Below are 19,393 nucleotides of genomic sequence, written 5' to 3'. Positions count from 1 at the left end.
TAGAACATATCATGAACAAATGAGCCAGCCGCGGGTTCACTCGGGAAGAAGCGGTAAGGCCAAATTTCCTTAAGGAGCGGCGCATGAGCACCGCACGCACAAGCACGCTTGCGAATTTGCGCGGGAGCATCCAACGGCTCGAAGCGCATGGCGATGCGCATGATCTCAACAAGGTCGCGCTCGGCCATGCGGCAGCGGATGCTGTGCTGTGCGGTGGGCTTGCGGCAGCAGTGGTGCACGAAGTGTTCGCCGAGGGCCATCAGAGCGCGGCGGCAACGGGCTTCATCGCAGGGCTGGCGGGAAGGGTGTCGCCGCGCCGGCCGCTGGTCTGGGTGCGGCAGGATTTTTCGGAAATTGAATCCGGCGCGCTGTCGATGAGCGGGCTGTGCGAGCTGGGTCTCGATCCGCGGCTGCTCGTGACGGTACGCGCGCCTGACACCGACGCCGCATTGCGGACCGCTGCCGACGCGCTGGCCTGCGATGCGCTCGGCGCCGTCGTGCTGGAAGTCTGGGGGCAGGCGCGCCAGCTCGATCTCGTCGCCAGCCGCAAGCTCACGCTGGCCGCGCAAGCCTCCGGCGTCACTGCGCTACTGCTGCGGGTGGCTGCGGAGCCGCGGCCCTCGACCGCGGAAACCAGATGGATCGTGCGCGCGGCGCATTCGCCGCCGTCAGTCCCTTGGCACGCCTGGGGCGCGCCCGTGTTCGACGCGCAGCTCGTTCGTAACCGTCATGGCCCGGTCGGCCGGTGGATCATGGAATGGAAATGTGATGAGTGCCTCTTCAGTGAACCGGCGGCGTATCCTCAGCCTGTGGCTGCCACGCCTGCCCATCGACCGCATCAAGCGCAAGCTTTTACAGAACGGCGACGCGCTGGATAAAACACCCAGCGTCGTCGTCGCCAAGCAGCACAACGCCATTCTGATTTACGCGCTCGATGATCTGGCCGTTCGCGCCGGCCTGTCGATCGGCCTGCCGCTCGCCAATGCTCGCGCGATCTGCCCCGAATTGACCGTGTTCGATGCCGACGAGATCGCCGACCGCAAGACGCTCGAAGACATCGCCGACTGGTGCGACCGCTTCACCCCATTGGTGGCGCTCGATCCGCCGCATGGGCTCTATCTCGACATCACCGGCTGCGCCCATCTGTTCGGCGGCGAGCGCGCGCTGCTGCAGATCGTGAGCGGTGCATTTAGCCGGCGCGGCTTTGCCGTCAGCGCCGCGATCGCGAGCACCTCAATCTGCGCCCGGACGCTGACGCGCCAGGCTTCCGGAAAGATCATTGCCGATGGTGAGGAAGCCGCGGCCGTCAGTCCGCTGCCGGTATCTGCGCTCGGCGCCGGTGACCCCATCACCGGTGGCCTGCGCCGTGCCGGCCTGAAAACCATCGGCGACGTCGTCTCCCGCGGCCGCCACGAAATCACCGCGCGATTCGGCGCAGGCTTTACGACGCTATTGGAACAGGCGCTGGGGCAGGGCGATGCGCCGATCAGCCCGCGCAAACCGCTGCCGGATTACATCGTCGAGAAACGCTTTCCCGATCCGGTCGCCACCGACACCGTGATCGCGATGAACCTGTCCGCGCTGGCCAGCATGCTGGTCACGGCGATGGACAAGCAGGGCAAGGGCGCGCGGCGGCTGGAAGCAAGTTTTTTTCGTACCGACGGCGCGGTGCGCACAATTGCAGTCGATACCGGCCGTCCGGTGACGAAAGCTGATATGATCGACCGCCTGTTCCGCGAGCGGCTCGATGCGCTCAACGACCCCCTCGATCCCGGCTTCGGCTTCGATCTCATTCGCCTGTCCGCCAGCCGCACCGAGATCGTGGTCCAGCAGCAGCGCGATCTCGACGCCAACATCCATGACAATGACGAACTGGCCGCACTGATCGACCGCATCGCCGCGCGCATCGGGGGCAAGCGCGTCGTCGTGCACCTGCCGCAGGATACCCACATCCCTGAAAGCGCCGTGTTGGCCGTAGCAGCGCAGCATCATCTGGCCGCCGCGGCACAGGCGGCATGGCCGGAGCGCATCGAAAGCGAACCGCCGCTACGGCCGTTGCGCCTGTTCGACAAGCCGGAGCCGATCAAAGTGCCGTTTGCAGCCGTGCCCGACGGCCCGCCGCATCAGTTCACCTGGCGCCGCGTGACGCACGCGGTGGTGCGGGTGGAAGGACCCGAACGGATCGCCATGGAATGGTGGAAACAGAACGGCGATGGCCCGACGCGGGATTATTTTCGCATCGAGGATGACGCCGGCTTGCGCTTCTGGATCTTTCGCGATGGGCTCTATGAGAGCGAACCGGCAGATGCGGAAGGCGAGGCCGTTCCGGTCAGATGGTTCGTGCACGGGCTATTCGCATGAACGGCCCGGTAAATATTGCGCGCGTTGCGGCAGCGCCCGGTTATGCCGAAATCGGCATCACCACCAATTTCTCGTTCCTGCGCGGCGGCTCGGATCCGCGTGCCTATGTGCATCAGGCCAGCGAGCTCGGCATTCCCGTCATCGGCATCGCCGACCACAACACGCTGGCCGGTGTGGTGCGCGCGTACAAGGAACTGGATAATCCCGAGGTCAAGCACAAGCCAAAGCTCCTGATCGGCACGCGCCTCGTCTTCATCGACGGCACGCCCGACATTCTGATCTATCCGCGCGACCGCGCCGCCTATGGTCGGCTTTGCCAGTTACTTACCCGCGGCAAGCGCGGCGACGACATCACGCGGATCGAGAAGGGCGAATGCCATCTGAGGTTTGATGATCTGCTTGAATTCGCCGAGGGCCAGCTTCTGGTGCTGGCGCTGCCGCACCGCTTCGATGCCGAGAACGCGCAGAAAATTCTGAAGCGGTTGAAGGACAGCCGCGCCGATGGCGTCTGGCTTGCCGCGAGCCTGCTTTACCGCGGCGACGACAGACGTCGTCTCGCGGGGCTGCATCGCTTGGCGCTCGCCGCAAAGGTCCCGCTGCTGGCGACCAATGAGGTGCTGTACCATCATCCCGCCCGCCGTCGGCTACAGGACGTGCTCACCTGTATCAGAGAGAAGACCACCATCGATGCCATCGGCCGGCGGCTCGAAGCCAATGCCGAGCGTTACCTGAAACCGCCCCGCGAGATGGCGCGGCTGTTTCGGGATATCCCCGAGGCGATTGCAGAAACCATGCGCTTTGCCGGCCGCATTTCGTTTTCGCTTGACCAGCTCAAATACCAGTATCCGGACGAGCCGGTGCCGCCGGGCAAGACCGCGCAGCAGCATCTCGAAGATCTCACCTGGGCCGGAGTCGACAAATATTTCGGCGGCGAGATCTCTGAGACGCTTCACGCCACCTTGCGGAAAGAGCTCGCGCTGATCGCCGAACTGAAATACGCGCATTATTTCCTGACCGTGCACGACATCGTGCATTACGCGCGCAGCCAGAACATCCTGTGCCAGGGCCGGGGATCGGCGGCCAATTCCGCGGTCTGCTACGTGCTCGGCATCACCTCGGTCGACCCGACCAAGGTCGATCTGCTGTTCGAGCGGTTCATTTCCAAGGAGCGGCTGGAGCCGCCCGACATCGACGTCGATTTCGAACACTCGCGGCGCGAGGAGGTGATGCAATATGTCTACCGCCGCTACGGCCGCCACCGCGCAGCGATCATCGCCACCGTCATCCATTATCGTCCGCGCAGCGCAATCCGCGATGTCGGCAAGGCGCTGGGGCTGACCGAGGACGTCACTGCGGCGCTCGCCGACACCGTGTGGGGAAGCTGGGGCAAGGGCCTCAACGAGATGCAGGTCCGCCAGGCCGGGCTGGACCCCCAGAATGCGATGGTCGAGCTCGCGGTCGAACTCGCCACCGAGCTGATCGAATTCCCCCGCCACCTGTCGCAGCATGTCGGCGGCTATGTGCTGACCCAGGACCGGCTCGACACCTATGTGCCGATCGGCAATGCCGCGATGGACGACCGCACCTTCATCGAATGGGACAAGGATGACGTCGACGCGCTCAGCATGATGAAGGTCGACGTGCTGGCGCTGGGCATGCTGACCTGCATCCGCAAATGCTTTGACCTGATCGCCGATCACAAGGGCCGGCGTTACGAGCTGGCCGACATCAAATCGGAAGACGACGACGAAGTTTATCAGATGTTGCAGCGGGGCGAGTCACTCGGCGTGTTCCAGGTCGAGAGCCGCGCACAGATGAACATGCTGCCGCGGCTCAAGCCGCGGACGTTCTATGATCTCGTGATCGAAGTCGCGATCGTGCGCCCGGGCCCGATCCAGGGCGATATGGTGCATCCCTATTTGCGCCGACGAAACAAGATCGAGCAGGTGAGCTATCCCTCGCCGGCGCCTGGGCAGGGCGACCCGGATGAGCTCTACAAGGTGCTGCACAAGACGCTCGGCGTGCCGCTGTTCCAGGAGCAGGCGATGCGGATCGCGATCGAGGCCGCCAGGTTCACGCCGGAAGAGGCCAACGGGCTGCGCCGCGCCATGGCGACGTTCCGCAATGTCGGCACCATCGGCAAGTTCGAAGACAAGATGATCGGCAACATGATCGCGCGCGGCTATGCGCCGGAATTTGCCAGAAACTGCTTCGAGCAGATCAAGGGTTTTGGCTCCTACGGCTTTCCGGAAAGCCACGCAGCAAGCTTCGCCCAGCTCGTCTATGTCTCGTCATGGTTGAAGCATTACCATCCCGATGCGTTCTGCTGCGGGCTGTTGAATTCGCAGCCAATGGGCTTTTACGCGCCCGCGCAGATCGTCGGCGACGCCCGCAAGAACGGTGTCGAGGTGCGCGAGATCGATGTGTCTTATAGCTTTGCGCAGAACACGCTGGAGCAGGGGGAGGGTAAGTACTGCGCCGTCCGTCTCGGCTTCCGCCAGATCGACGGGTTTCACTGGGTCGATGCGGATGAGGAGAGGCTGAAGCAACTTCAAGCATCATTCCGGGATGCGTTAAAGGTAGAATCCCATTTAGCCAACCGCACGGGGACAGTGCTCCCTCTCCCGCTTGCGGGGGAGGGTCGGGGTGGGGGTGTCTCCGCGAGTCACACTGTTCGTGTGGAGAGAGTTTCCCCCACCCGCATCGCAGATGCGATGCGACCTAAGAGCGAGCTTCGCTCGTCTCGACCCCCGCAAGCGGGAGAGGTGACTACAGACTGGGCCGACCGCATCGTCGCCGCCCGCAACCGCCGCCCCTTCACCTCGCTGGAAGAATTCGCCCGCGACACGGGCTTACCGAAACGCGCGCTGATCCTCTTGGCCGATGCCGACGCCTTCCGCTCCATCGGGCTCGACCGCCGCGCGGCACTGTGGGCGGTGCGGCGGCTGCCCGACGACGTGCCGCTGCCGCTGTTCGAGGCCGCGGTCGCCCGCGAGCAGCCCGACGAGAATGCAAAGCCGCTGCCCGAAATGCCGCTGCCGGAGCAGGTGGTCGCCGATTACCAGACGGTCCGGCTGTCGCTGAAGGGGCACCCGATGGAATTCTTGCGCGAGAGGTTTACGAGAGAGCGCGTCGTCGCCTGCAAGGACGTCAACCACAGAAACGACAAGCGCCGTATCAGCTGCGCCGGCGTGGTGCTGGTGCGGCAGCGCCCGGGTAGCGCCAAGGGCGTCGTGTTCATGACGCTCGAGGACGAAACCGGCATCGCCAATATCGTGGTGTGGCCCAAGGTGATGGAGCAGTATCGGAAAGAAGTGATGGGCGCCCGCCTCATTCTGGTCGAGGGCTATATCCAGAGCAGCCCCGAACAGGTGACGCATCTGGTGGCGCAGCGGATGTTCGACCGCTCCCACGACCTGATCGGCCTCGCCAACGATGCACCCGGCCGCAAATACCCGGTACCGGCAGGCCCCGCGCTGATCGAGCCGCTCAACGACGACCGCCGCGATCACCCGGACAATCCCGCGCAGAAAATCCGCCACCCGCGCGACGTCCGCATCCTGCCGCCGTCACGGGATTTTCATTGAGCCGATTTCTTCTGTTGTGGCCATCGGAGTATCACGATGCACTCATCCTCTGCGTTTTCTCGGCCGCCGCAGCAAAGATCGCCTCGACATTCTCCGGCGCGAAAAATTCCGTCGGCGATATCGTTCCGGCGTTCATGCGCGCAAAGCCGTCCATGGCTGCCTGATTGCCGTGACCCGCGCCAAGGATCCGTTGCAGCTCGGGTGGCGGCGGTTCGAGCGTTGCGAGGTCGCAGGTGAAATCGTACATCGCTCCAACGTCGGCGTCGCGTATGCGCTGGTACTCACCCATGGCCTCCTCGAATGGCCGCGCGCCGGACAATGATTGGTCGATTGCCGTGGCGCAGAGTTCGGCGTCCCGGAATGCATCGAGAATTCCCTGTGCGGTTATGAAGTCCCTGTTATAGCCGGCGTCTCCCACGAGAGCCCAGCCGGGGCCGTAAGGCTTGCGAAAATAGTTCGGCACCGCCGCGCCGGCGAACGGTGCTTCGCGTGTTGCGTTACGCAACCGCTCGGCAAAGTCCGGCGCCTGTTCGATGGCTTTCAAATAATTGCCCTCGATATCCTTCCTGTTTTCCGTAAACTCTGCGTAAGGCCATCCGGCAATGACAAGCGTCAGGTCGTCGTGGGTCGGCATTGCCGCAAATGCACGCCTGTCGCGGATATAGACCTCAAAGCGGCCGTCGGTGGGTATGCCTCTCCAATAACTGTAGTAACCCGCGCACAGTGGCGGCTTCTCGCGGTAATGCTCGGGATGTACCGCCTCGCTCAGCATCGAGTGTCGGCCGTCAGCACCGACGACAACATCGGCATATTCCGTGACAGTGCCGCCTTGCTTCGATCGACCCTTGATGCCGACGACGCGCTCGCCTTCGATCATGATCTCCTCGACGACAAAACCCTGACGGATCTCCGCGCCGGATTCGGCGGCGGCATCGACCAGCAGTTTGTCGAGGATCGTCCGCCGCGGGCAGTAGGCAACGGGATCCTTGTCGGTGCCGGGGGCGCCGGCAATGGTGAATGGGCCAAAGTCGAACGCGTAGGTATGGATCGGCGGGCATCCGGTCGCCACCAGCCGGTCGAGCAGCCCCCATCGCGATAGCGCATTCACAGCGCGGGGATGCACGAGATGGGTCGAGACGGTGTCGCTCGGGAATGACGCGCGGTCGACCGCCAGCACGCGGTACCCCTTGCGCGCCAGCAACATTGCGGTTGGCGAGCCGGCGCAGCGCGCGCCCATGACGATCGCGTCGAATGCCTTGTCCATCGGAATCTCCTTGCAAGGTTGTTCCGCGCCGGTTCACGGCAGCCAGGCTGACCGATCGCGGCGGCCCGACCCATGCATTCGAGTTTAGCGGGAAGCCGAAGTCCCAACTTTGCCGAAACTCCGTGGTTCTTTGCAGGTTGTTCAGGGGTCCAAGGTCGACGGAGCACGGAAATGGATGCTCTATCGGAGGCGCTGGCGTCCGTGCGCATGACCGGCGCCATCTTCTATCACGCGGAGTGCACGGCTCCCTGGGGGTTCCGGGTGCCGCCGCTGGAAGACGTTGCCCACGTGCTAGCCCCCGGAACCGAGCGGCTGGTCAGCTATCATCTGGTCACCCACGGCAAGGCGGTCGTGTGCTTCCCGGGCGAAGCGGACATCCCTGTCACAGCGGGCGATATACTCATCATTCCCCACGGCGATGCCCACACCGTCTCGAACGGCTCGCCTTCGGCCTTCATTGACAGTGGGGCTTCGCTCGGCAGTTTTCTGGCGGGCGAATTGACGACAATGCGATTGGGTGGCGACGGCGAGCTGACCCAATTCGTCTGCGGCTATTTCGGCTGCGAACGTCATGCCGATCGGCTCTTCCTTGCCGGCCTGCCGTTGATGATCAAGATCAACCTGCGCGGCGACCCGGCCGGCGAATGGCTGGAGAGCTCGGTTCGCCATCTGGTCTCTGAGGCTGGATCAGCGCGGCCGGGACAGGCGGTCCTGCTCTCCAAGATGGCGGAAGCGCTCTTCATCGAAACCATTCGCCGCTATATGGAGGCGTTGCCGCCGAAGCAGACCGGCTGGCTTGCGGGTGCGCGGGATCCGGTCGTCGGCGGTGCACTGGCGCTGCTGCACCGAAAGCCCTGTCGTCATTGGACCGTGGAGCAGCTTGCCGCCGAGACCGGCGTTTCGCGCTCAGTCCTTGCCGAGAGGTTCTCCCGGATTCTTGGCGAGCCGCCACTGACCTATCTTGCGCGCTGGCGATTGCAACTCGCGGCCAGGATGCTGCAAACCACGCGGGAGCCGGTGATACAGGTGGCGTCCGAAGTCGGCTATGACTCGGAGGCGGCATTCAATCGGGCGTTCAAGCGCGAGTTCGGCGTTCCGCCGGGACAGTTCAGGCGATCGTGCGCCCGATCGGACCTCATTCCCTCGGGCACGGCGTGAAGGGAAGCAAAAAAGGTATCCCCGTGGGAAGACCTCTGTGGCGCGATCCCTGATCCGCCGGTTTCCGATCTACCAGTAGATCAATCCGCGTCGCGTCTTTCCGGCGCCACTTCTGGCAAATGCAGCTGCGAGCCTTTGCTTTTCGGCGCAATGTGCAGCCAGGGATTCGTATAGCCTTGCCTCCACGAACGGGGCGTGTTCCCTGCTGGTGGACGCTGCATCGGCGGTCGCAGATATCAGCGCACTGATTTGGCGTATCAGCAGATCGTCTGTCGATGGCTGCATAACCTTCTCCTTCGAACTCCGTCCGACAAGATGATTCCTGATTTCGGTTCACCGCAAGCCGGCAAATCACAGGAACCCTAAATGCCGGCTGCGACAGATTGCGCGCGCTTCATTAGAGCGTTTTCCAGCGAAGTGGGGACCGGTTCGCGTCAAGAAAACGCGTCAAATTAAAAATTTAGGGCCTCGTTCCGATTCCATCGGAACGGAAGAGGCACTAAGCTTCAGCGAGAAAGGCTGAACCTGCGCATCTCCTGCAGCCGAGCCCGGCAATATTCCCGGTAAAGTATCTCGATGAGGTTCCACATGATCGACTCCACTGTCTGATCAGAGGATCACGTTACGACGCTATCGTTTCGGGATTTCTTCCTCGGTCGAGAAAATGGCTTCGCGCGAGGCGCGGAATATTTCATGCGGGCAGCGAGCGGCGAAACGGCCTCACGTTGCGGTGACTGTTGTGTATCGTATCCGTCGGATGGCTCCTGCCGGCTTGATGCTTTGGCGACCAGTCCCGGTATAATCCAACCTTGGCTCAATCCGACTTAGTATCGGTCTTGCGCTCGCTCTCGCCATCGTCCTTAAGGTCGTCTTCATCCTTGACCAGCGTCAGCAGCCTCAGCGTCAGGAACGTGAACACCGCGACCGTCACCGCGACGTCGTAGCTGCCGAGCCCGACGGAAACGCCGATCGCACCGGTGGCCCACAGGCTCGCAGCCGTCGCCGTGCCCTGCACGGTAGTGCCGTGCTTGAGGATCGCGCCGCCGCCGATGAAGCCGATCCCGGTGATCACGCCTTCGATGACTTTCGACATGCCGTCGGGAGAACTCGCCATCAGTTGCTCGCTGGCCTGCACGAACCCGCAGCTTGCCATGGCGACCAGCGGAAAGGTGCGCAAGCCCGCGCTTCGCGCCCGCTTTTCACGATCCCACCCGATTGGTACGGCGAGCGCGAAGGCCGCCGCCAGCGTCAGAAAATGAATGCCTATCTGAAATCTGTCCAAAGCCAGCCCCCCGTGAAACCAAAGCCCACGCCCGCGATAAACGAGCGCCGTCGCGCGACCACGCGAAGCTAAGGCTTCAGAGCGGGCAACCGCGATGGAGCTACGGCGCCGCGTTCTTCCTCAACGCATCTGCCGCGGAAATGTTCACGGCCGGCACGGCGCCGTTGGCACCATGACCGGCCACTGCGTCAGTCGACACGCTCACGATCGCTGCCCCGGTCCGATACTGCGGCAGATGATTTTCGAGCGAGTAGAAGACGCACAGCGCGAGGCTCGACCAGACTGCCAGGCTGAAATAAAGCGACATCCAGGCAATCTCGTCCTTCCACTCGGCAAGGTCGTGCGTCACCACCCAGCGCGTGCTCACGTCGCGCAGGCCCTCGCGCGGCGTCAGGCGCTTGTCGCCATCGGCATCGCCGGTTCGCCAGCGGTTCAGGTACATCGGGACGTCGATCGTCATGAGAAACGCCAGGAAGCCCGCAATGCCTGCGATGGCTATGGCCAGCACCACGCGAACCGCACCATGGAATTCCGGCAGCAGGCGGCAAAGACCTACGCCGATGATGAAGAAGGCAACCGCCCACAGCGAATTTTCGATGGCGTTGCCGAGATAGTTTCTGGTCAGCACCGCATACCATGAGAGGCATTCCGCGATCAGGATCAGAGGTACGATCACCCACGCGGCGTTCACGGTCGTTTCCGCCCCGGTCATCGTGCCGAGCTGGTGCAGGAGAATCGCCCATTGCGCGACAAAACAGATCTCGGCCACGGTCGCCACCGTCCGCCCGACCAGAACGCTCGACCACCAGGTGTCGAACAGGCAGATCCGCTGAACATCGGCGCGCGGCAAAAACGACCGGAAGGCGCAGCCGAAAACATAGGCCGCACAGAAGAGCAGCATGGCCCCGATACCAAATGCGCTGCCGGCAGCGCCGGCCGGCTGGAGCGGAAGCTCGCGATACAGCACGAACCAGACGGCGATATTGACGCCGCTCACCAGCGTCAGAAGGCCCCACCACCAGGACACGGGATTAGACCAGGCCAGGGAACCTGACCGCGCCTGCCATTCCAAACTCATTTCGCGCTCCGCCGTAATCGAATTGACATCTGTCTGTAATAATACAGTCATACGTCGAGGCCAATCACGTATGTCGGAGGGGACGTAGAGAAGGGGCGCGGGGGTCGCCCCCGGGGGCGATGTCGGCAGCCGATTCGGTCGAGCCAACTAGGTCCGGCCGATCTTAGGGTGGCTCAAAATGCGGGCAATGAAGCGCGGTCTCACCGCGAATTCGTCATGCCCGGCCTCGTGCCGGGCATCCACGTCTTCTTCACTTGGATAGAAAGACGTGGATGGCCGGGACATCTAGCGCGAAGACGCGCTTCGCGCTTTAGCCCGGCCATGATGGAGACGGAATTCGATCAGAATCTCAGGGCAGGAATTTCACGCCGTAAGTCTTGCCCCGTCGCCAGACCACTTCGCACGACTGGCGCGTCGTATGTTCGGGCACCAGCGCCAATTCAAAGCTGTCTCTGACGTCCAGCGCAGTATCGGTCGCGATCTTGGCGCCGCCCGGCGAGACGTCCAGGACGAAGCATTGAATCTTCGTCATCCCGTTGTCGATCGTCATCCATGTCGGCCGTTTGCGCAGCTCGCGCCGCTGCACCTTTGTTCTTTGCTCGTCGACAATCATCCTGCCCATCCGTCGTTGGACCCAGTCGTCTGGGTCTTCGAAACAGGCCATTAGAGTGAACGCAATTTCGTAAAGTTCCCTTAGTTTATCGTTTCAAATTTACCGGTTTGCTTCGCGAGTTGTAAGGCGAGTTCTCGCAACCTTGCCGCGGCCCTCTGCAATGTCAGATTTTAGGAATCGTAGGGTGGGCAAAGCCAACGGGTCGCGCGAATGCGCGCCCGATGACAGGCTCCGCGTGCCCACCATCTTGCTTGCCGCGAATTGGTGGGCACGGCGCAAGCGCGCCTTTGCCCACCCTACACAACGCTCTCAGAAATTCACCCGGTTCGAGATCGCGCCGTCGACAACGAGGTTCGAACCCGTCGTGAAGGAGGAGGCCGGGCTCGCCAGGAATACCGCCGCGTTGGCGATTTCCTGCGGCGTCGCCATGCGGCCGGTGGGGTTGCGCGCCAGCGCATCCTGATAGCGCTTCGGCATGTTCTGCTCGACCATGTTCCAGATGCCGCCGCTGAAATAGACCGTGCCCGGCGACACCACGTTGACGCGGATTTTCTTTGCCGCGTATTGCCGCGCCAGTCCCTTGGCCATGTGGATCAGCGCCGCCTTGATCGGGCCGTATGAGCTGGCGCTATCCGCCTGCGCCGCCGAAACCGACGAGATAATGACAAAGGCCGCGTCGCCGGTCTTCTCGCCGCCGGCTTCGAGGAAGGGACGCGCGGCCTCGAACGCGTTGACTGCGCCGAGCACGTCGAGCCGGAAATTCTGCTCCCATGAGGCGGCATCGCCGCCCTGTGCCATCGCGCCGGCGTTCGAAAACAGCATGTCGAGGCTGCCGAGCTCCTGCGCGACGCCTGATATCCACGACTTCAATGCGGCGGCGTCGGTGATATCCACGGACGCACCGGTTGCCTTCACGCCCATCGCTTTCAACTCTGCAACGGTGCCGGCGACCTGATCCGCGTTGCGGGCGCAGACGGCGACGCCTGAACCTTCGCCCGCCAGCGTCTCCGCAATCGCCCGTCCGATCCCGCGCGTGCCGCCGAGCACGATGGCGTTTCTGCCCTTCAAACCCAAGTCCATCTTGTTTTTCCTTATGTGATTCCGCCGCATTGTAGCGCCCACTTCGTAGGGTGGGCAAAGGCGCACTTGCGCCGTGCCCACCATCTATCACCGATCGCGCTGTGAAATGGTGGGCACGCGGAGCCTGTCATCGGGCGCGCATTCGCGCGACCCGTTGGCTTTGCCCACCCTACGCGAACTGATTTGCTTCGCGTACAAGCGCAATTTCATGTAGCGACTGCGACCAATTGGCACGACGGGCAAATCAGTCAAAACCTGTCCAGCCCTTTTCGCAAAAATATTCCGCTTAACGCGCAGGGCAAATCACCGGCATAACTCCGCCCGTCTCACGGCGGATGAGGGGCGTTGGCCATCGTCACGAACGTGCGGTGAGATGCGATGGACGCTGAGGGCGCGATAGACGTACGCGCCTGACGCGTACGGCGAAGTCGTGTGGTTCGGGCGCCGCGGTGCTGGCGCTAAGTCCGGGAGAAGCGAAGCTTCTCTCGTGGCGACGGAGGCAAAAGAGCCGTTCTCCGGGAAGAGCACGAAGTAAGCCGTAAAGCCATTGCGCAGGGAAGGCCGGAATGCTCCCGCTGCCCTGTATGCTCGTGTGCACTTTTGTTTGCGCAAATCGCACGCGAGACCGCGGGTGCAGCAAGCACCCGGTCTTCCCTGCGCCCTCTGATTTCGAAGAGGGCAACGAAGATGCAAACCTCGGGCGATCAGCGCCGCGAGAACGCGAAGTTATGTCGTAGAATGGGTGGAGCGAAGCGATACCCATCGCCACACGCACCGGCATTGATGGGTATCGCTTCGCTCCACCCATCCTACGGGCAATGACGGGGAGGAAACGGTGCCCCTGGAATCCGTAGCCCGGATGGAGCGCAAGCGAAATCCGGGAAGATATTGCCAAGCGGATCGCTCTACCCGGATTGCGCTACGCTCCATCCGGGCTACGCTGCGATGCTAGCTAGGACGGAAGAGACACGCCGATGCAAAGCCCCCGCGAAATCCTCTCCGATATCTGGACCTCCACCGGCGGCGAAGCTTCCGCGCTCGACGCGCTCACGCTGACCGGCGACGAACCGCAATTGCCATCCTCGTTTCGCGTCGCTGCCGCCGCACAGGTCGGCGTCGCCGCGACCGGACTGGCGGCAGCCGAGATCTGGAAAATGCGCAGCGGGCAGGCGCAGGACGTCGCGGTCGATATGCGCCATGCCGTGGTCGAATGCCGGAGCGAACGCTATCTGCGCGTCGACGGCAATCCGCCGCCGCCGGCCTGGGACGCGATCGCCGGCGTCTACAAGACGCGCGATGGCTTCGTGCGCCTGCACACCAATTTTCCTCATCACCGCGACGCCGTCTGCACGGCGCTGAACTGCAAGCCGGAGCGCGACGAAGTTCAGGCCGCGCTGATGCAATGGGACGGCGAGGCGTTCGAGTCCGCGGCTAATGCCGGCGGCGGCGTCGTCGCCTTCATGCGCTCCCATGACCGGTGGTCGGCGACGCCGCATGCCAAGGCGCTTGCCGGATTGCCGCTGATCTCAATCACGAAGATCGACGAAGCGCCGCCAAAGCCGTGGCCCGGAGGCGACCGGCCGCTCGCAGGCATTCGCGTGCTCGATCTGTCGCGGGTGATCGCGGGTCCGGTGGCGGGGCGCACGCTCGCCACGCATGGCGCCGACGTGCTGCTGATCTCCAGCCCCAACCTGCCGGCGATCCCGTGGCTCACCATCGACACCGGCCGCGGCAAGCTGACGAGTTTCATCGAACTCAAAGACGAGCAGGGACGGGGCGTGTTGCGCGAACTGTTGGCCGCGGCGGATATTTTTTCGCAAGGCTACCGGCCGCGCGCGATCGCCGGTCTCGGGTTCTCGCCGGAAGATGCCGCACGCATCAATCCCGGCATCATTTATGTCACGCTGTCGGCCTATGGTGCCGCGGGGCCGTGGGCCGAGCGCCGCGGCTTCGACTCGCTGGTGCAGACCGCGACCGGATTCAACCATGCCGAGGGGCAGGCCGCCGGCGTCGATGGACCGAAGGAATTGCCCGCACAGATGCTCGATCACGCTACCGGTTACTTCATGGCGTTCGGCGCCATGAAGGCCAAAGCGCGTCAGGCGCGTGAAGGCGGAAGCTGGCACGTCCAGGTGTCGCTGGCGCAGACCGGACGCTGGCTGTGGAATCTCGGCCGGGTCGCCGACGGCCTCAATACCCGTGATCTTACGGGGGAGATCGTGAGGCCCTTTATCGAGGAGGCTAGCTCAGGCTTCGGTGCGCTGCGGGCGGTCAGGCATTCTGCGGTTTTGTCGAAAACTCCGGCATTCTGGGCCCGCCCGGCGATGCCGCTCGGCAGCCACCCGCCGCAATGGCCGGCACGCGAATAGGGATTCAGGTGACGGTCGAGCCTGCCTTTTCAAACTTTAACCTCACCCGCCAATGCCATTTGCATTTTTAGGGTTGTGCGAGACGCCAATTGGGCACTATTAGGCGGGGTGAGACAAATTGTCGCTGAGTTCCCGGCCATATGTTCAACGATTTTTCCCAGCGATTGCGAATGGTTAGCCCCCGGCGATGGGCGGTGGCGGCAGCGCTTTTGGCGCTGGCCGGCGGGGCCGTTTACGCCGCCACCTATGTCGGCGGCGCTAAGCGCGGGCACTCGGAAGTCTCGAGCCAGTCCCGCAAGGGATTGCAGCGCTACACGCCGAGCCCCGCCGAATGGGCCAGCCTGACCATTCAACCCGTCGCCGAACGCGGCTTCCGCGCCGAGCACGTCACCGAAGGCAAGATCGCGATCGACGAAGATCGCTCGACGCCGGTGTTCTCGCCCTATGCAGGCCGCGTCACCAAGCTGCTGGCCAAGCCGGGCGACAGCGTCGTCAAGGGCCAGCCGCTGTTCGTGATCGAGGCCGCCGACAATGTTCAGGCGCAAAACGATTTCATTGCGGCGATGAGCGCCATGAACAAGGCGAAGTCCGCACTCGAACTTGCGCAGTTGCAAGGAGCCCGCGCCAAGGACCTGTTTGAGGGCAAGGCCGTTCCGCTGAAGGATTATCAGCAGAGCCAGGCGACGCTGATCCAGGCGCAAAACGACATGCGCTCATCGGAAACGGCGATGCAGGCGGCGCGCAACAAATTGCGCATTCTCGGCCTCACCGACGACGACATCGCGACCTTCCAGGAAAAGGGCCGCATCAATCCGGAGACCACCATCTTCGCGCCGATCGCCGGCACCGTGGTCCAGCGCAAGATCGGCCCGGGCCAATATGTGAACGCTGGCGCCAGCGACCCCGTCTACGTGATCGGCGACCTCTCCACCGTCTGGATGACGGCCTTCGTCCGCGAAAGCGATTGCGCGAACGTCGCGATCGGACAGGACGTGACCTTCAATGTGCTGGCGCTGCCGAGCCGCTCGCTTTCGGCGCGGATCAACTACGTCGCCACGGCGATCGATCCTGCGACGCGGCGGCTGCTGGTGCGCGCCACCATCGACAACAAGAACGGCACCCTCAAGCCGGAAATGTTCGCCAACGTCACGATCTATTCGGCGGGCGACCGTCCGGCGGTCGGCGTGCCGAAGCAGGCGTTGATCTATGAAGGCGATCAGGTCCGGATCTGGGTCGCGCATGCGGACAAGACGATTGAATTGCGTCAGATCAAGCCTGGCCTCACCAACGGCGATCTCGTCGAGGTGGTCGGCAATCTCAGGCCCGGCGAGCAGATCGTCACCAAGGGTGCGCTATTCATCGACCGCGCCGCGTCCGGCAGCTGACCCCTCATTGAAAGCTCCGGTCTGAATGGATCGCCTGGTTGCCCTAGCAGTCAGCCGCCGTTATTTGATGGTCGGCATGTTCATAGCCGTGCTGGTCGGCGGCCTGATCGCGTTCAAGCAGCTCAACATCGAGGCCTATCCCGATCCGACCCCGCCGATGGTCGACATCGTGACGCAGAGCCCGGGCCTGTCGTCGGAAGAGATCGAGCGCTACATCACGATCCCGATCGAGACCCAGGTCGCCGGCATCAAGAACCTGCGCACTATCAGAACCATCTCGCTGTACGGATTGTCCGACGTCAAACTGCAGTTCTCGTTCGACTACACCTATGAAGAGGCGCTGCAGCAGGTGTTGAACCGGCTGTCGCAGCTCGCGCCGTTGCCGGGGAATGCGCAGCCGGGCATTTCGCCGCTGAGCCCGACCGGCGAAATCTTCCGCTACCGGCTGAAGGGACCGCCGAACTACAGCGTGCTCGACCTCAAGACGCTGCAGGACTGGGTATTGCAGCGCCGCTTCCGCGCGGTGCCCGGCGTCGTCGACGTTACCGGCTGGGGCGGCAAGACCAAGACCTACGAGCTGCAGGTCGATTTCAACAGACTGGTTGCCAACGGACTGACGTTGCCGCAGGTGCTGCAGGCTGTTTCCAACGCCAACATCAATGTCGGCGGCAACACCGTCAACATCGGCGCGCAATCCGCCGTGGTGCGCGGCGTCGGCCTGATCCGCTCGATCGACGACCTCAGCAACACCATGGTGTCGCAGTCGGGCGGCAATCCGGTGCTGGTCCGCGACATCGCGCATGTCACGATCGGCGAGAAGCCGCGGCTCGGCATCGCCGGCCTCGACCAGGACGACGACATCGTGCAGGGCATCGTGCTGATGCGGCGCGGCGAGCAGAGTTCGCCGACCATTGCCCGGGTCGAAAAGCTCGTCCACGAGATCAACCATTCCTCGATCCTGCCGCCCGGCGTGAAGATCGAGCGCATCTACGACCGCAAGGATCTGATCGACATCACCACGCACACGGTGCTGCACAACATGGTGGTTGGCATCATCCTGATCGTGCTGTTGCAGTGGCTATTCCTTGGCGATCTCCGCAGCGCGCTGATCGTCGGCGCGACGATCCCGTTCGCGCTGTTTTTCGCCGTCATCATCCTGGTGCTGAGGGGCGAATCCGCCAATCTGCTGTCGGTCGGCGCGATCGATTTCGGCCTGATCGTCGATGCCACCGTGATCATGGTGGAGGCGATCTTCCGCCGGCTCACTCAAACCACCGCGCTGTCCGAAGCCGAGCGCAGCCATATCTCCTTCGACACCACGATGGGAATGAAGAGCCACGCTATCATGTCGGCTTCGGCCGACGTGTCGCGCTCGATCTTCTTCGCCGCCGCCATCATCATCGCCGCCTTCCTGCCGCTGTTCACGCTGAGTGGCGTCGAAGGCAATATCTTCGGCCCGATGGCGCGGACCTATGCCTACGCGCTGGCGGGCGGATTGCTCGCGACGTTCACCGTGACGCCCGCGCTGAGCGCGATCATCCTGCCGTCGCATCTGGAAGAGGCCGAAACCTGGGTCGTGAAAAAGCTCGACCGGCTTTATGTGCCGGTGCTGAAATGGGCGGTCGCGAACCGCAAGATCGTCCTGACCGGCGCCGCGGGTCTCGTGGTGCTGACCATCGTGTTCGCGCGGCTGCTGGGGCTGGAATTCCTGCCCAAGCTGGAAGAAGGCAATTTGTGGATCCGCGCCACGCTGCCGCCGACCATTTCGCTGCAGGAAGGCAACGCGTACGTCAACGAGATGCGCAAGATGATCCGTGCGCGTCCCGAGGTGGAATCGGTGGTGTCGCAGCACGGACGCCCCGACGACGGCACCGACGCCGCAGGTCTCTTCAATGCGGAGTTCTTCGCGCCGCTAAGGCCCAACAGCGAATGGCCTGATACCCGCGACAAGGACGAACTGACCGCGCAGCTACTGGGACAACTGCAGGACAAATTCCCGGGCGTCGAATTCAACTTCTCGCAATATCTGCAGGATAACGTCTCGGAGGCCGTCTCGGGCGTCAAGGGCGAGAACTCGATCAAGCTCTACGGCAACGATCTGCAGGCGCTGACGGATACGGCCAACAAGATCAAATCCGTGCTGAGCACCGTGCAGGGCGTCACCGACCTTGCAGTGTTCACCTCGCTTGGCCAGCCGACCATTCAGATCGACATCGATCGCGCCCGTGCCGCCCGCTATGGCCTGTCACCCGGCGATATCAACGCCACCATCAAGGTCGCGGTCGGCGGCGACAGCGCCGGCGATCTCTATGAACCCGGCAGCGACCGGCATTTCCCGATCATCGTTCGCCTCGCGCCGGAATACCGCAAGAGTGCCGAAGCTATCCATAACCTGCGGATCGGCGTGGCAGGGCAGGGCGGCACGATCACCCAGATCCCGCTCAGCGAGGTCGCCTCGATCAACCTGATCTCGGGCGCCGCCTATATCTACCGCGAACAGCAGGAACGCTATCTGCCGATCAAGTTTTCGGTGCGCAACCGCGACCTCGGCAGCGCGATCCAGGAAGCGCAGGAAAAGGTCGCAGCTCAAGTCCAGTTGCCGCCGGGCTCGCGGGTCGAATGGGTCGGCGAGTTCGGCAACCTGCAGGACGCCATCAAGCGGCTGTCGATCGTGGTGCCGATCAGCCTTGCGCTCATTGGCGTGCTGCTGTTCTTCAATTTCGGCTCCATCGTCGACACCCTGCTGGCCATGAGCGTGATCCCGATGGCGATCTTCGGCGGTGTGCTCGGTCTGCTAATTACCGGCATCCCCTTCAGTGTGTCGGCGGCGATCGGCTTCATCGCGCTGTTCGGTATCGCCGTGATGGACGGCATCATCATCCTGTCGCAGTACAATCAGCTCATCGACGAAGGTTATGAGCGGATGCGGGCGGTGATCCGCGCCGGCGAACTGCAATTGCGGCCGGTGCTCATGACCTGCGTGGTGGCGGGTGTCGGGCTGTTGCCGGCGGCGCTCTCGGAGGGGATCGGTTCGCAGGTGCAAAAGCCACTGGCGATCGTGGTCGTCACCGGCATGATGCTGGCGCCGATCGTGATCCTGGTGACGCTGCCGGTGCTGATCTCGGTGTTCTCGCGCCGGGCGCGGTAGATGCGCTGTGGGCACATGCCCATGTTTCCTGCCCACTCGGTTTGTGGTTGACGCAATCCGGTGGCCGT

General features: G+C 63.2%; 12 protein-coding genes. 7 read left to right on the top strand and 5 right to left on the bottom strand.

What is annotated here, in order from left to right; genetic code table 11:
- Positions 1-83: 83 nt before the first annotated feature.
- The 3 genes from IVB22_RS30625 to IVB22_RS30615 are packed head-to-tail and all read left to right on the top strand — an operon-like array spanning position 84 to position 5,948.
- Positions 84-878 carry an ImuA family protein gene (locus IVB22_RS30625; RefSeq protein WP_247520880.1) on the top strand — a complete coding sequence of 265 codons (795 nt, stop codon included), beginning with the start codon at positions 84-86 and terminating at the stop codon, positions 876-878.
- Complete coding sequence (locus IVB22_RS30620; RefSeq protein WP_247520879.1) at positions 769-2,361, top strand: DNA polymerase Y family protein; 1,593 nt, start codon at positions 769-771, stop codon at positions 2,359-2,361. The genes IVB22_RS30625 and IVB22_RS30620 overlap by 110 nt, the downstream gene beginning before the upstream one ends.
- Positions 2,358-5,948, top strand: coding sequence for an error-prone DNA polymerase (locus tag IVB22_RS30615; RefSeq protein ID WP_247520878.1), 3,591 nt, complete (start codon positions 2,358-2,360; stop codon positions 5,946-5,948). The genes IVB22_RS30620 and IVB22_RS30615 overlap by 4 nt, the downstream gene beginning before the upstream one ends.
- 31 nt (positions 5,949-5,979) lie before the next feature.
- Here IVB22_RS30615 and IVB22_RS30610 read toward each other — a convergent pair whose 3' ends face one another.
- The gene (locus IVB22_RS30610) at positions 5,980-7,212 is read right to left on the bottom strand and encodes an NAD(P)/FAD-dependent oxidoreductase (RefSeq protein ID WP_247520877.1); all 1,233 of its coding nucleotides are present in this window, start codon (positions 7,210-7,212) and stop codon (positions 5,980-5,982) included.
- A gap of 171 nt (positions 7,213-7,383) precedes the next feature.
- On the opposite strand from IVB22_RS30610, the gene IVB22_RS30605 reads away from it, so the two are divergent.
- A complete protein-coding gene (locus tag IVB22_RS30605; protein ID WP_247520876.1) occupies positions 7,384-8,370 on the top strand; it encodes an AraC family transcriptional regulator in 987 nt (328 codons plus the stop codon).
- 814 nt (positions 8,371-9,184) lie between these two features.
- Here IVB22_RS30605 and IVB22_RS30600 read toward each other — a convergent pair.
- The 4 genes from IVB22_RS30600 to IVB22_RS30585 form a co-directional block, all read right to left on the bottom strand.
- The gene (locus IVB22_RS30600; protein WP_247520875.1) at positions 9,185-9,652 is read right to left on the bottom strand and encodes an MgtC/SapB family protein; all 468 of its coding nucleotides are present in this window, start codon (positions 9,650-9,652) and stop codon (positions 9,185-9,187) included.
- A 100-nt stretch (positions 9,653-9,752) separates the two neighbouring features.
- The gene (locus IVB22_RS30595) at positions 9,753-10,730 is read right to left on the bottom strand and encodes a hypothetical protein (RefSeq protein ID WP_247520874.1); all 978 of its coding nucleotides are present in this window, start codon (positions 10,728-10,730) and stop codon (positions 9,753-9,755) included.
- 349 nt (positions 10,731-11,079) lie between these two features.
- Positions 11,080-11,343: a PilZ domain-containing protein gene (locus tag IVB22_RS30590; RefSeq protein ID WP_247520873.1), complete on the bottom strand. Its 264-nt coding sequence runs from the start codon at positions 11,341-11,343 to the stop codon at positions 11,080-11,082.
- Between the two features lie 309 nt (positions 11,344-11,652).
- Positions 11,653-12,423: an SDR family NAD(P)-dependent oxidoreductase gene (locus tag IVB22_RS30585; protein WP_247520872.1), complete on the bottom strand. Its 771-nt coding sequence runs from the start codon at positions 12,421-12,423 to the stop codon at positions 11,653-11,655.
- A gap of 974 nt (positions 12,424-13,397) precedes the next feature.
- Here IVB22_RS30585 and IVB22_RS30580 point away from each other — a divergent pair.
- The 3 genes from IVB22_RS30580 to IVB22_RS30570 all read left to right on the top strand — a co-directional run bounded on the left by IVB22_RS30580 (position 13,398) and on the right by IVB22_RS30570 (position 19,325).
- A complete protein-coding gene (locus IVB22_RS30580) occupies positions 13,398-14,792 on the top strand; it encodes a CoA transferase (protein ID WP_247520871.1) in 1,395 nt (464 codons plus the stop codon).
- 170 nt (positions 14,793-14,962) lie between these two features.
- The gene (locus IVB22_RS30575) at positions 14,963-16,177 is read left to right on the top strand and encodes an efflux RND transporter periplasmic adaptor subunit (RefSeq protein WP_374207736.1); all 1,215 of its coding nucleotides are present in this window, start codon (positions 14,963-14,965) and stop codon (positions 16,175-16,177) included.
- A gap of 25 nt (positions 16,178-16,202) precedes the next feature.
- Positions 16,203-19,325 carry an efflux RND transporter permease subunit gene (locus IVB22_RS30570; protein ID WP_247520869.1) on the top strand — a complete coding sequence of 1,041 codons (3,123 nt, stop codon included), beginning with the start codon at positions 16,203-16,205 and terminating at the stop codon, positions 19,323-19,325.
- The last annotated feature ends 68 nt before the right edge of the window (positions 19,326-19,393 follow it).

It is taken from the genome of Bradyrhizobium sp. 190 (assembly GCF_023073415.1).
Taxonomy (GTDB): Bacteria; Pseudomonadota; Alphaproteobacteria; order Rhizobiales; family Xanthobacteraceae; genus Bradyrhizobium.
This window is presented reverse-complemented; position numbering and strand designations above follow the sequence as displayed.

Coding starts and splice junctions, on each gene's coding strand:
- IVB22_RS30580 (WP_247520871.1), top strand. CDS start 13,398: ATGCAAAGCCCCCGCGAAATCCTCTCCGATATCTGGACCTCCACCGGC.
- IVB22_RS30625 (WP_247520880.1), top strand. CDS start 84: ATGAGCACCGCACGCACAAGCACGCTTGCGAATTTGCGCGGGAGCATC.
- IVB22_RS30605 (WP_247520876.1), top strand. CDS start 7,384: ATGGATGCTCTATCGGAGGCGCTGGCGTCCGTGCGCATGACCGGCGCC.
- IVB22_RS30590 (WP_247520873.1), bottom strand. CDS start 11,343: ATGATTGTCGACGAGCAAAGAACAAAGGTGCAGCGGCGCGAGCTGCGC.
- IVB22_RS30585 (WP_247520872.1), bottom strand. CDS start 12,423: ATGGACTTGGGTTTGAAGGGCAGAAACGCCATCGTGCTCGGCGGCACG.
- IVB22_RS30570 (WP_247520869.1), top strand. CDS start 16,203: ATGGATCGCCTGGTTGCCCTAGCAGTCAGCCGCCGTTATTTGATGGTC.
- IVB22_RS30595 (WP_247520874.1), bottom strand. CDS start 10,730: ATGAGTTTGGAATGGCAGGCGCGGTCAGGTTCCCTGGCCTGGTCTAAT.
- IVB22_RS30575 (WP_374207736.1), top strand. CDS start 14,963: ATGGTTAGCCCCCGGCGATGGGCGGTGGCGGCAGCGCTTTTGGCGCTG.
- IVB22_RS30615 (WP_247520878.1), top strand. CDS start 2,358: ATGAACGGCCCGGTAAATATTGCGCGCGTTGCGGCAGCGCCCGGTTAT.
- IVB22_RS30620 (WP_247520879.1), top strand. CDS start 769: ATGAGTGCCTCTTCAGTGAACCGGCGGCGTATCCTCAGCCTGTGGCTG.
- IVB22_RS30610 (WP_247520877.1), bottom strand. CDS start 7,212: ATGGACAAGGCATTCGACGCGATCGTCATGGGCGCGCGCTGCGCCGGC.